This is a genomic window from Candidatus Stygibacter australis, assembly GCA_030765845.1.
GTDB classification, from domain to species: domain Bacteria; phylum Cloacimonadota; class Cloacimonadia; order Cloacimonadales; family TCS61; genus Stygibacter; species Stygibacter australis.
This window is the reverse complement of sequence record JAVCDJ010000075.1, coordinates 1-15,159: the sequence shown is the minus strand read 5'-3', so window position 1 is coordinate 15,159 and position 15,159 is coordinate 1. Positions and strand designations below refer to the sequence as shown.

Genomic DNA, 15,159 nt, shown 5'->3' with positions numbered 1-15,159 from the left:
CTTATAACTATAAGCCATTATGTCAGTTACAGCAAAAAGTAACATTTTTGCCCCTTTTCCGAATATACATACCCCTATATTTAACTTTTATAAAATACTAACCAGGTTTTCTTCTCATCTTCTCATCTTCGTACCCTCGTTTATTCGCCAACTCTGATTACATTACACCCTTAATTTTACATTCTTGTCAGCCTATGGCTGATTACATTTTCAATTGCTCTCACACTTTCGCCCCTTCTCATTTTCACAACTTCTCCCCTCCGCTCCAGGATTACATTATATACTTAATTTTACATTCTTGTCAGCCTATGGCTGATTACATTTTCAATTGCTCTCACACTTTCGCCCCTTCTCATTTTCACAACTTCTCCCCTCCGCTCCAGGATTACATTACACACTTAATTTTACATTTTACATTTTCAATTTTTAATTATTCAATCCCCATAACACACTATTATTTAACATAATACACTTATGAAATAAAGTGTGACCATAAAGTGACCGCTTAATTTATTAGGTAATATTATTTTACAAACAAAAGTCACTCTTTTCGCACTTTCTGACATATACATGCCCTACTTTTTAATTTTTATTTGAAAGGTATTACCCACAACGTAGATTAATCTTTTAGATTAATCATTTAAATAATTGCTTAATCTAAAAGATTAAGCTACGTCTTAAATTCAACACTGATCCTGCTTAGAGAGTACTATTATGTATTCTTCTTCAGTTTGTTCGCGTTTGTTCGCGGCTAAAAAATCTTACATTACATTCTCTGTGTTCTCTGTGCCCTCTGCCTGCCGTGCCGTAGCTTTATGCGAAGGATGGTGGTAAAAAATCTTACATCACATTTCCTACATAACCAGATAATCCACTATGATCACCCCAAAGTCCTGCCCCGATTATCATCCAGAACCCTGAGCTTGCCTGTTGCAAAAACTAAAAATTGTTCGCGTTTGTTCGGTTTGTTCGCGGCTAAAAAATCTTACATTACATTCTTTCCTGCCAATATAATCCTTTTCAATGTAGCTCAATCATCTCGGATTGACTGAATAAGAACTTAATCAAGTACGATTAATCTAAGTGAATAATATGCAGCATTTAGGTGAAGAATGTGTGAAAATTAATTTTCCTTGACAGAGAAAAAGGCAATGACGCTTATTACTTTGAATAACAGAGTTGTATGACACTGTATAAATAATCTATTTGATTACATAGAAAATTATGCTAATATAAAAAAGGATGCATTGAGCGAGGGCTAAGGAGGAATATAATGAGAAAGACATTTTATTTTGTTATTGGTTTAATTTTATTCAGTTTTATGAGTCTGTATCCAACTGTAATTAATATTCCGGACGACCAGCTAACCATTCAGATGGGAATATATGCAGCAGTAGATTATGACACAATTCTTGTTCAACCCGGTATTTATACTGAGAACCTGGATTACAGTGGCATGAACATCGTAATCGGTTCTTTATTTTTAACAACTCAAGACCCTGCCTATATCGAACAGACCGTAATAGACGGGAATGATAATGGAAGTGTGGTTATATTCGAAAGCAATGAAGGCAGTGACGCTGTATTATCTGGATTTGTCATTACCAATGGTTATTCTACAAACTGGTCTGAAGCGTTTAGTGGTGGTGGCATCTGTATTATGGATGCAAATCCGAGTTTACAAAATTTGATAATTAAAAATAATAGAGCAAGATATTCAGGTGGTGGAATATATTGTGAAAATGCCTCACCGATTATCAGCGATGTGACCATTACCGAAAATTCCGCTCAAACTTGTGGTGGAGGATTGAGCTGCTGGTACGATTCTTCTCCTGAACTGAATAATGTTACTATTACCAGAAATATTGCCGAAAGATGGTGTGGTGGCGGGATTTTATGTTATTATAATGCAACTCTGATTTTTAATGAGGAATCACCCTGTAATATTTTTTTAAATAATGCTCCCTGGGGAACTGATATCTATTTAGAATCTGCGCAACCCAGTATTGAAGTTTTTGTGGATACTTTTACGGTGATGAACCCTACAGATTATTATGCCTATCCTGCCGCTAATCTTATCTTTAATCTAGATAATGCCCTAATGGAACCGGTTAATGCTGACTTATATGTTAGCCCAATCGGCTCTAATAGTAATAGTGGATTAGTGCCTGAAGAACCCTTATTATCATTATATTTTGCAATACTTAAAATTGAGGCAGATGAAGAGTCTCCCTGCACAATCCACTTAGCGAATGGCACATATTCATATTCTCTCACAGAAGATATCATGCCGGTATTAGGCAAAGACTATGTGACAATTCAAGGTGAAAATGCTGATACCACCGTTCTTGATGCCGAAGAAAGGTCTGGCGTGGTTTGTAATCCAGCTTATATCAATTACGGCATTATGGAAAATCTGACTATCACTAATGGCAATGCCCAATACGGAGGTGGAATTTATGGTGCCTACTATTCAAGCTCAAGTTTTAATAATCTGATTATTACTAATAATCATGCAGAAGAACGTGGCGGTGGCATATACTGCGAAGAAAGCAATTACAATCTCAGTTTGACCAATGGGCTGATCTGTGATAATACTGCAAATACAGGTGGTGGAATTGCAAATGGTTTCGGCTATCCATCTTCTATCTCTCTTACAAACGTAACTATCAGGGAAAATTACGCTAACCGTGGTGGTGGAATTTATTGGGAAGGAGATGATATTGACTTTGACGGAGAATCCAGATGTAATATTTACTCTAATATATCGACGGAAGATGTCGGTAATGATCTGTATTTTGAATATATCTACGAATTAGAAGTTGTTGTGGATACCTTTTCGGTACTGTATCCCACTGATACCCAGGCATACCCCATCGAAGATATCGAGTTTGATATCCTGCATGGATATGCCGGAAATCTGGTAAATGCCGACCTCTACGTTGCCACCTGGGGTGATGATTCAAATTCTGGTCTCACTCCCGATGACCCATTGCAGACAATTCAATATGCCTTGAACAGAATATATGCGGATAACGAAAACCAGCACACTATATTCATTGAAGAAGGTGTTTACAGTTCTTCTGAAACAGGCGAAGCCTTTCCCATCGAACATAGATCAGAATACGTGTCCATTTATGGATCAGAAAACGGAGATACCGTGCTGGATGCTGAAATGCAGTCCAGCGTTTTATCAATACTTAATGTCAGCGAATCTACTATCAGTAATTTAAGGCTCATACATGGAAACACTTATCATGGTGGTGGAATATTTATGGAAAACTCTGATCCTGTTCTCCAAAAAAACACCATTACTCACAATACCGCTGATAGAGGTGGCGGTTTATATTGTTGTAAAAACTCTGATCCTTTGATCATAAACTGCACTATTTCTGAAAATACGGCTACTGATGAAGGAGGAGGTCTATTTCATCATGATACTGGAGATATCACTATCCAGAATTGTATTTCCTGGAATAATACCCCTGATGAGATTGTCAGTGCTACAAGCACGGGTACCGAGATAGTAAATTATTCAGATATTGAGGGTGATTTTACAGGTATAGGGAATATTGATGCAGACCCGCTATTTGCGGATGCTTTAAATGGTGATTTCCATCTAACCTGGTTAAACTTTCCAGTGCCTGATCTCACCAAATCACCCTGTATAGATACCGGTAACCCTGATTCATCGTATGATCCTGACAATACAATTGCCGATATGGGAGCATATTATTTCAACCAGGTGCAGAACGAAAATGATGCTGATCTATGTGACGATACCCCCGCTATTTCATCAGTTAAAATGATCTACCCCAATCCCTTTAATCCAGAGACCACTATTGAATATGAAATAACCAAATTTGAGAATGTGAAGATTGAAGTATTTAATATCAAGGGACAAAAAGTTGATGTGCTGATTAATAAAGCACAAAATAAAGGAGATTATTCACTGCAATGGGATGCTTCAGGATTGAAAAGCGGTATTTACCTTATCAAATTCACTGGCGATGAATTGCAGAAAACCCAAAAAGTTGTTCTCCTGAAATAGTTAGCAAAATGTTAGAAATGTTAGGAAAATGTTAGGTCATAACTACCAGCTATTATGTCAATTACAGCATTTCCTAACATTTATGCCCCTTTTCCGAATATACATACCCCTATATTTAATTTTACATTCTTGTCAGCCTATGGCTGATTCAATTATTCTTCTTCACCACTAACAACTAACGACTTACGATTCCCGTTATACATACCCCTATATTTAACTTTTAAAAAAAACCAGCTTTCCAAGCTCAATTAACAACTAACAACTAACGACTTACGATTCCCGTTATACATACCCTATATTTAACTTTTAATAATTCCCCTCTTCATTCTTCCCCAGCTCTGGATTACATTACATTATCTTATATTAAATCGCACTTTCGCCCCTTCACGCCTTCTCATCTTCGTTTATTCCCCCCCCCTCCCAACTCTTGATTAATTCTTAACTCCAACAGCAGCAGAGAAATATTTTCTTTCCCGATGCTGCTGCCCACAAATTCATCATTAAGATACCAGAATAATCTCGTTTGAACTGGATACACCAATAACGGATAATGCCAAAATAGATATCTATAATATCAAAGGACAGCGAGTTCGCTAATTGAAAATTGATCAGCATTCATCTAATTCCGGCTCGACAAGAAATGTAAAATGTAGAATTAATACAGTTGTCTGGGATGGAAAGGATGATAATGGCAGGGCAATGCCCAGTAGGGTTTACATATATAAATTATCAAGTGGAAATGAAAATGAAACTGGCAGGATGGTGATTAATAAATGATAACTGCAAATAATTAAACACAAAATGTTATTTTTTGCTTGACGAAAATTAAAGATATAATTAGAGATTATCTCACGAGTAATGGGATACTTCGTATAATTGATGTATGATTAAGGGCAGTGATGGGCAATATAATGTGAAATTAAACGGTGGGTTATAGTTTAACAAGGAGTTGAACAATGAAAAGAATTTACTGGCTTTTATTTATAATCATTTTGTTTTGCTGCGGATATTTATCAGCAATAGAAGTCGAAGGAATAATTGGATCGGATACTGTATGGTCACCGGAAAATAATCCTTATCAGGTAATTGATGATATTGAAGTGCCGGAAGGAATTACTTTGACGATTGAGCCCGGAGTACGGGTTGAATTCATGGATTATCATCGATTTCAGATTTATGGAAGTTTGTTATCAGTAGGAACAGAATCCGATTCAATATTTTTCACTTCAGGAAGAATTGACCCAACAACAGGCGACTGGTATGCTATTAACTTTATTGAAGAACCCTCTTCAAATAGTGTTTTGACAAAAACAATTATAGAATATTCGAATGCAGGAGCATTATGTGAAAATTCCTCTCCAGGTATTTATAATAATAAATTCATAAATAATCATACTGGAATAGTGTGCTATGACAATTCTTTGTTTTTAGTGATTCATGATAATATCTTGGTAAATAATAGTTGGGGAATTTACTGCAATAATTCAGAAGCAATATTCAGATATAATTATTTATCTGACAATGAGGAATATGGGATTTACTGTACTGAAAATTCATCACCAACAATTACAAATAATGTCATTAAGACAACCATGGGAATAGCAATTATTATCAAGGAAAATTCCGTACCTGTTGTGAGCCAAAATAATTTCCTTGATAATGAAACTTGCATTTCTATTGAGGATAACGCTGATCCCGTTATTTTTAATAATATTTTTTATGCCAGTGGAACAGGCATTGATATTGATGAGACATCAATTCCCTCTTCGGTTGGTTATAATCTATTCTGGCTGAATACGGTAGATCTTTCAGAAGATGTATTACCCGGATTTGGCGAATTGACGGAAATAAATGCCAATGGTGATGAATGCGATGTTTATTATAACCTGTTCCTTGATCCGGAGTTTCTTGATCCGGAAAATGGAGACTTTCATCTTGCAGAATCTTCACCGGCAATCGATGCCGGAAATCCCGGTCATGATTACACTGATCCTGATGGTACGGTTGCAGACCTGGGAGCTTTGTATTATCAGCAGGGACCGTTGATCCCTCTGGCAGATTTCAGTGCAGAACCTTTACAAGGAGGGGCACCACTTGCAGTGCAATTTACCAACCTTTCTCTTTATGGAGCAGAAACTTATCTCTGGGATTTCGGAGATGGAGATACGAGTACAGCATGCGATCCCCTGCATATTTATGAAAACAGTGGTGATTATACCGTAACGCTTAGTGCTTATGGAGAAAATGGCTCAGATACTTTTATGAAAGAGGATTATATAGAGGTAATACCTGAAGAAGAGGCACTGATGGGAAGTTTGAGCGGAGTTTTGAGTAATGATTATATCTATTCGGTGTTTGATGATATTTATGTAAATATGGGAGATACTTTGATCATTGAACCTGGAGTAACGGTCAGATTTATGGATCATTATTCTTTTACGATATACGGAACCTTGCTGGCTGAGGGTACGGAAACCGATTCAATATATTTTACGTCAGGTAAGGCAGAACCTGCAATTTCAGACTGGGATAAGATAGAAATAACGGGATATTCGTCTTCAAACAGCATAATAGCTTTTTGTAATATCGAATATAATGAAAACGGAATTTCATGCAATACTCATAGCAGCCTGGATATCAGCAACAGCAGGATATGTAACTCGAATATGCATGGAATTGAAGTGATAAATTTTGCCTCTATTAATATAAATGGATGCAATATTTATAATTGTCATATTGGTACAGTCTGCGAGTATAACTCAGAAGCTGTTATAGATAGTACCTTCTATGAGAATAATGATGCCGCTTTAAGAAATGACTTCGAAAGCTCTACCGAAATTACAAATTGCCAGTTAACCAATAATGGTACCGGATTAATGAATGATTATGACAGTGAACTTTATGTGGATAATTGCGAGATAAGAAATTGTTATTATTATAGCGGAATACAATCGAATAATGATTCAAATCTTGAAGTTGTGAACAGCCTCATTGCAAATTGCGAATATCATGGAATAAATGCTTATGATTGTCCTGAACTGGTAATTGATAATAATACTATTACTAATAATACTAGATATGGTATTCAAGTAGGTTCAAGTACTGCATTTATAACCGATGTAACGATCAGTAATAATTATATTTCAGGTAATAGTAATGGTATATATACAAGGTCTCCGACGTATCCCGTGATCTATGCTAATACGATATGTAATAATCAGAACCATGGAATAAACTTCAGTTACCTTAGCAGTTACGATATTCCTACTGAAGTTGCTTATAATCTGATCTATGGAAACGGAGCAGCAGGAATTTATACTTCGGAAAATGTAGGGTATGCATTCATTGATATTTATAATAATACCATAGCGTATAACCAGTCGGCTATTATCAATATCGAAGATGATAATTTTTCAATCATCAACAATATCATTTATGAAAATCAGATGGGAATTTCATCCTGTGAAGAGCTTGTCTGCCTTGAATATAACCTTTTCTGGGAAAATGATACGACTGCTGTAATGCAGATACCGGACGGATTCGGAGACATTACCACCCAAAATGCAAATGGAGACTCATGTGATACATATTATAATCTTTTTCTTAATCCTTTATTTGCTGATCCTGAAAATGATGATTTTCATCTAATAGGCAATTCACCGGCAATCGATGCCGGGAATCCTGCTCCCGAATATATGGATCATGACGGTACGACAGGCGATATTGGTGCATTTTATTATGACCAATCGGATAATGATGAAAACGAAATTCCCGAACAGCCGATCAGACTTCTGTGGAATTATCCCAATCCCTTTAATCCCCAGACAACAATTTCTTTTTACACCACAGAGGGCACAGAGATTTATCCGTCTTGGCGGAACGCAGAGTTGAATATTTATAATATAAAAGGGCAGCGCGTTCGAGAATTTAAAATTGAAAATGTAAAATGTAAAATTTATTCGGTGGTTTGGGATGGAAAAGATGATAATGGCAGAGAAATGCCAAGTGGTGTTTATCTATATAAATTATCAGGTGGAAATGTAAATAGAACGGGCAGAATGGTGATGATAAAGTAAGAAAAAATAAAACTCAAAATATGAGATTTTGAGTTAATAAAAGACTAAAAGTGGAGGAATGATGAAAAAAATCACTTTTTTACTGTTGGCATTAGTATCAAGCGTGATATTATTTGCTGATCTCCCGGACTCGATGTACGTGGAAGGCAAAATACTCTTCCGGGCAAGTGAACCATTCAATAATATTACTATACGCATGGATACTACCGTGATCACCGATCAGGCATGGTTCAATAACTTAGCAGAGACTTATGAAATTGATTATTTAGAAAGGCTGTATGCTGCGGGGAATATTCCAAATTTACAATATACTTATAAGTGCAGCTTTCCCGATTCTATTGATCAAGATGATGTTACTGCTGAATTTAAGCAAGAAAGTAAGGTGATCAGTGCTTACAAAGATATTGTAATTAAGGCATTTATAGCTCCTAATGATGGTTATTATAATGATTACAACTGGCATTTGAATGATATTAATGCGGAAGATGCCTGGGATGAAGTCCAGAATGTTAATCCTTCGGAAGACATCATAGTTGCAGTTCTTGATACCGGCATTGATTATACACATCCTGATTTGGTAAACCAGCTTTTACGAGATGCAAATAATGATGTAATTGGCGAGGATTTCACGAATACCGGAGATTTTATAGACGATAATGGTCATGGAACGCATGTCGCCGGGATACTGGCTGCCGAAACAAATAATTGGATTAGTGCTGATGAAAATGGTGGTGTAGCTTCTATAGCAGGTTGGAATGATTATGTGAAAATATATCCTTTTAAAGTATTAGGTTCAACTGCAGGAGGGAATGCTTCAGATATTGTGAATGCACTGGATTATATATATTCCTTAACAACAAATCAGCCTAGAATAATAAATATGAGTTTAGGTACCGTACCATTGAATCCCAATAATATTCCCCAAAATGAATTACTGAATTTTCAAAATATGCAGGAAGTAATAACATTATTATACGAAGAAAAAGATATTATGGTAATAGCTGCTTCCGGAAATAATGGAGATTATATCCCTGAATATCTCGAAGTATATCCGGCATCACTTGATAATGTATATACTGTGGCGGCAACAAATCATCCGAGTCATGGTATTACTCTGACAACATATTCAAATTATGCTGAATGGGTAAATATTTCTGCACCTGGAGGAGTAGGAAGTCCCAATGGACCTCATTCAGATAGTGCTATAATAAGTACAGTACCAACATATCACTGTACTCAAAGTGAACAATCATGGGCATTTGGTCATTGGAGTGTTGATCCATATTACGATTTTATGGCTGGAACATCAATGGCGGCACCAATTATCAGTGGAGTATTTTCTCTTATGATAGCAAAGTACTATAGTCAATTGGAAGCAGGAACAATGGATATATCGGATCTTGAATACATAATGGAAATCACTGCTTATGATTTTTCAAAGGACACTTATTATGAAGGTATGATAGGCGCAGGATTAGTCAATGCTGGAGAAGCACTTGGAACACCACATCCAATAATAAACTATGAAGGCTATGAATATGTGGGGGATAATCCAGTTGAATGCGGAGGTGAAGGAGTAATTGGAATATCAATCAAGAACCTTTGGGCAGATGCTGATAATGTTACCGGTATTTTGGAGACAGATGATGCATATATTAACTTCAATTATAATGGAGGAGGAAATTCCATGGTTTGGGGAGATATAGAAGAGACAGAAACTGTGGTCTGTAGTGTAGAAATTGAAGAAACATCGGGATATAATCCGAGAACAGTAGAAATTACTCTACATTTATCAGGAGAATATGGTGATGATGAAATAGATTTTGAAATGGATTTTGAATTCGAGTTGCCAATTAGTCCTTCATTGACTCCGTATGCAGTTATTTTTGAAAATGCTGACTATATTGTAGCCACAGATATTGTAATTGATGATATTGATCAGGACGGTCTTGATGATATTATTGTGACATCTGTACCATCTGAACTTCAAAATAACTTAGGTGATATTTATTACTACCGAGAGTATTCCGGTACAATCTCTTTACCAGAAACAATGGGTAGAATCGAATGTACACCAGCAGTAGGTGATATCAATAGTGATGGTTTTAAAGAAATTGTAGCTGCTGACAAAAATGGTGATGTATATATTTGGAATTATCAGGGTGTTATTGTGGATGTATTAGATAATGTTGGTTTTACAGGAAGACCTGAATATCCAGTCGTTATAGAAGACGTGACAGGCGATGGGCAATTAGATATTATCATAGTCAAAAACAGATATGCAGGTTCAAATTTTGCTGGCATAATAGTAATAGAATATGATAATGTTAATGATGAATTTGATATTTATAATTATTGTTCAAGCGAAAAACATATCTCAGCAGCAATATCTGTAGCTGATGTTAATGGAGATACAAAGAAAGAAATTATCGTACCGTTTGATCTTGAATACAATGAACAGAATATTGATGATGCTTATTTCGGAATTTTTGGTATGAATTCAGAAAATGACTTAGTATTATATAGGACTGTAGATTATCTTTTATCTGATTTTCATGATTTTGATCATAATTATGAAACATTAGTTGGCGATATTAATGAGGATGGTGAAAAAGATATAGTAGCATGTAATTATTATCCTGACATACCTACTGGAAGTATTGAGATTAATTACTATAATTATATTTCAGATTCCTGGACAGATTGTGCATCACGGCCAATTGGAGATTTTTCTACAACAAATAAATTGAGCCTAAGTGATAATACTTTGGAAGAAAATGGGTTAGATCTAACTTATATTAATCCACACACAAATTCCTTGGAAAGTTATAACCCTGTCAGCAATAGTTTTAGTCACATCTCAATTTTACCTGAGTGCTATTTAAAATGCGATATCAATTCAGATAAAGAGCAAGATATAATTATTATGTCAGAACATCAACTCGGATTCAATGGATTTCCAAGTATGTTAATGGTAAATGATTCAGATAGTTATTTTACTTGCGGACTTGGTAAAATAAATAATACCTATGATAAAGAGGTTATAATCGTGACAACTGACGGTAAACTGTTTCTTTATCCCTTAGGATTTCCGGTTGATGCAATTTCTGAATATGAACAGATAAGAGGAAATTCCCGACATACAGGTTCTTACTATCAAAGTATTCCGCAAAATATAACTACTGACCTTTCTATAAGACATGATGCTATAATTGATCATGATACAAATATACTCAGACATAATAACTTAATCATCTTAGTTCCAGGAACTGAAATCAGATTTGAGGAATATTCCTCTATTGTTAATTATGGAAATTTAAGTATACGGGGATCAGTGGATAGACCCATTTATATAACAGGAATGTGCAAGAATAATGTAACTCAATACTGGACGAGTATAAAGACTTATTATAATAGTAATATATCAATGCATTATGCTAACATCAGCAATGCCAATGTTGCTGTGAATATTAGTGATAGTGATCTCAATGGAATATTTAACTCAAAAATTCACGACAATGATATTGGTATATTAGTTTATAATGGATCAGTTAAATTGGCGGAAAATTTTATCTATAATAATGGATTTGATGGTTTAGAGAATTTCCATGAAGCAGTAATGTATATGGGTGTAGGTTTAGGTAATAATGCAATATATAACAATAATGATGGTTTATATTTGTACAAATGTTATCCAGTTATGAATAAAGGTCATAATGATTTTGATAATCAGAATCTGAACATATACAATATACTAGCACCAGGTGCACCAACTTTAAATGTTGGAGGAAATTGGTGGGGTAGCCCTTATCCTGTAGATTTTCTCCCCAAGTTCTATGACCTTGTAACATTAGAGTGCGAAATATGGGATTTATCTCCTAATACGAATTACCAATATAGAAATGATGAAGTAACTGATTTTGAAACTGCAATGCAATTCTTTAATAATGAAGAATATGTAGTAGCAATACCATATTTTATTTCAATATTGGAAGACGAGAATGTTTCGGAAAATGATATTTTTTCTATTTCTGCATTATTCAGTTGTTATAGTGAACTTGACAATTTAGAATATTATGAATCATATATAAATTCATTAATATCTAATTCAAATTCAGAAACCTTAATCAAAGCTTGTATAAATTGTTTAGCTTTAGTAAATCGAAGATTAGCTGATTTTGATGAAGCAATAGGAATATATGAGGATATTCTAATGAATAATCCCAGCTATGAAGATTCCTGTTATGCTGTTATTGATCTTGGTTATACTTATCTGGAATCAGAAAACAGGGCAAGTGGTCTAATGAGCAATTTAGTTCCATCTTCCCAAAAAGAGCATGATCTGTTAACTCAAAAATTATTATCATCTATCAGAACCGGTATTAGTATAGAAAATAACAATCCTCCCTCACCAGAAATGTTAACCTCTATGAATTATCCAAACCCATTTAATCCGGAGACTAATATTGTTTTTTATTTACCACAAGATGGTCATATTGAACTCTCAGTCTATAATATTAAAGGTCAAAAAGTGAAAACTCTTATCAATGATAATTATCTTCAAGGTAAACATATCACAATATGGGATGGTACTAATGAAAGAAATGAGAGAGTTGGGTCTGGTGTATATTTCTATCGTTTATCCAATGAAAAGAATACAATAAGCAAGAAAATTTTATTTCTGAAATAGTATTATATGACCAACTTTCGCACAAGGCTACTAATGTAGGGAAGTGAAGAATGAGAAGTTATGATTCGTGACTTATGATTCGAGGGCAGGCATTTATGTCTGCCCTTTTTATTTTTCCTGCGATACATTTATCTGAAATGTAGTGGATACACTATTACCTGATTCATCAATAATACTCAAAGTATGAAAACCATTTTCCGGCAGCAGAGAGATATTTTCCTTTCCGATAGTACTACCTGCAAATTCATTATCAAGATACCAGAATAATCTCGTTTCTGGTGCATATCCGGAAATCTGAGGAGTCAGCCTCTGCTGCTGCAGGTCAATATCACGCGGCAGAAAGATCATTGCTCCCGGCTGAGGATAATCTATCTGCAATTTTGCTTTATATCTGGTGGGACAATCTGGAATATGAGGAGGAATTTCCTGAACTGGATATCCATTTAATTTGAGATATTTCCTGACTTGCGGTGGATAAACCAGATATGCTTTAGTTTCATGCTCAATACCCTTCCAGCATTTAGAGCAGACCGTATTTTTACTATCTTTTGTTACCTGAAATGGCTGATGATAATTGCAAAACCGTAATGCCTTTGCCTGTTTTGAAACCAGTATCGTATCTTTCTCACACCATTTTGATGGTGCAAACCCTGTTTCTGCACATATCTCACATTCTTCCAGCTCGTTTAAGGGCATTTTAAACCAGTATTTCTCTGGATCCTTGGGCAAAGCATTGAATATGGCAAAAAGTAGCGGTCCTGCACTGGAAGCACCCGAAAGCATAGGATTACTCTGATTATTGAAATTACCAGCCCATACGGCTATTGTATATTGCGGGTTAGTCCCCACTGCCCAGGCATCCCGATGACCATAACTGGTGCCTGTCTTCCAGGCTAATTTCCATTGATTATCAAACTGATGCCAGTAATATTCCGCTCCTGGACGCTTTAATTCAGATATCACGTTCAATATCTGCCAGGAACTACCTGGACTGATCAATTGTACTGGTTTAGCTTTATCTTCATCTTTCAGGTAAGATAAGGGTGCAAACCTGCCCTGGTTGGCAAGTCCGCAATAAAGTGCTGCCAGCTCAGGCATTCTCACTTCACAACCCCCAATTATCAGCGTGAGTCCATAACCTTCAGCAGTGCGGAATAAGGTAGTGAGCCCGGCATCTTTAAGAAAATAATAGTACCTTTCAAAACCATATAGATTCAAAAGCCGAACTGCCGGCACATTCAATGACCGCACTAAAGCTTCATTGGCAGTTACCCAGCCCTCATACTTCCTGCTGGCATTCTTCGGCTGAAATACCCCATAATAGCTTGGCACATCTGCCAGCATAGTTTCAGGCACGATCAATCCATCATCAATTGCCGAAGCGTATAAAAACGGCTTAAGGGTTGAACCGGGTGAACGCTCCGCAAGAACTCCATCTATTTGCCCCTGTGCCTCATCATCATAAAAATCCTGAGAACCTATCCAGACCAGGATCTCTCTACTTTGATTATCAACCACCAGTGCTGACAGGTTTCTTATTCCGTTTTCATGCAAGTAACCACCCTGAAATTTAATTGTCCTTTCTATCATGTTTTGCAGTTGCAGATCAAGAGTGGTTCTTATCTCTGGCGAGTTTTGCTTTGCTGCTGCATACCGCGTGAAATGGGGTGCTTCGCAGGGTAGATTGCGTTTATTGTCAACCGCAGGTTCCCGGCAACTGAGTTCACAGGTTATCTCATCAATATAACCCTTTTTGGCCAAATTATGCAACAGACGATTGCGTTTATCAATTAATAGCTGCTGATTTTTTCCTGGTGAAAGCTGGGCAGGAGCATTTGGTAAAACAGCCAGGAGTGCAGCTTCCGCCCATGATAATTGAGCAGGTTCTCGAGCAAAATATTTCAAGGCTGCTGCTCTGACTCCCAGAATATTTCCACCATAAGGTGCATTATTTAAATATAATGACAGTATCTCCTTTTTGGTGTAAAGTATTTCCAGCTTGACCGCCTGCAATAATTCCATTAGTTTTTTATACAGGGTTCGCTCTCCCGGATTTGCCAGACGACAGACCTGCATAGTGATTGTGCTGCCCCCGCTTACCACTTTGCCAGCTTTAATATTTCTGCTTACTGCCTGAATAATGGAAACAGGATTAAATCCCGGGTGCTGATAAAAATAGCGGTCTTCAAAGCAAAGCACTGCCTTCTCAAGTTTTGGCGGGATCTGAGCATTACCAGGTACAAAACACCACTGCTCATTCTCATTCAAAAATGCTCGCAATATCTTTCCCTGGCGATCCAGCACGATTTTACCATAATTATCAAGCTTCTTACTCGCATCAG

5 protein-coding genes are annotated in these 15,159 nt (G+C 36.2%); 4 read left to right on the top strand and 1 reads right to left on the bottom strand.

Going from position 1 to position 15,159, the window contains the following annotated elements; genetic code table 11:
• The first annotated feature begins 1,273 nt into the window (after positions 1-1,273).
• The 4 genes from RAO94_04560 (at position 1,274) to RAO94_04545 (ending at position 12,817) form a co-directional block, all read left to right on the top strand.
• Complete coding sequence (locus tag RAO94_04560) at positions 1,274-4,051, top strand: T9SS type A sorting domain-containing protein (GenBank protein ID MDP8321607.1); 2,778 nt, start codon at positions 1,274-1,276, stop codon at positions 4,049-4,051.
• A 597-nt stretch (positions 4,052-4,648) separates the two neighbouring features.
• Complete coding sequence (locus tag RAO94_04555) at positions 4,649-4,828, top strand: hypothetical protein (protein MDP8321606.1); 180 nt, start codon at positions 4,649-4,651, stop codon at positions 4,826-4,828.
• 179 nt (positions 4,829-5,007) lie between these two features.
• Entirely contained in the window at positions 5,008-8,127 is a 3,120-nt protein-coding gene (locus RAO94_04550; protein MDP8321605.1) for a right-handed parallel beta-helix repeat-containing protein, read from the top strand.
• Positions 8,128-8,185: 58 nt separating this feature from the next.
• Positions 8,186-12,817, top strand: coding sequence for a S8 family serine peptidase (locus RAO94_04545; GenBank protein MDP8321604.1), 4,632 nt, complete (start codon positions 8,186-8,188; stop codon positions 12,815-12,817).
• A 108-nt stretch (positions 12,818-12,925) separates the two neighbouring features.
• Here RAO94_04545 and pbpC read toward each other — a convergent pair.
• Positions 12,926-15,159, bottom strand: a 2,234-nt coding sequence (pbpC, locus tag RAO94_04540; GenBank protein ID MDP8321603.1) for a penicillin-binding protein 1C, incomplete at its 5' end; no start/stop codon positions are given.

Bases quoted from the DNA above. Each gene is read 5' to 3' on its own strand.
- RAO94_04560 (MDP8321607.1), top strand. From the start codon at position 1,274: ATGAGAAAGACATTTTATTTTGTTATTGGTTTAATTTTATTCAGTTTT.
- RAO94_04550 (MDP8321605.1), top strand. From the start codon at position 5,008: ATGAAAAGAATTTACTGGCTTTTATTTATAATCATTTTGTTTTGCTGC.
- RAO94_04545 (MDP8321604.1), top strand. From the start codon at position 8,186: ATGATGAAAAAAATCACTTTTTTACTGTTGGCATTAGTATCAAGCGTG.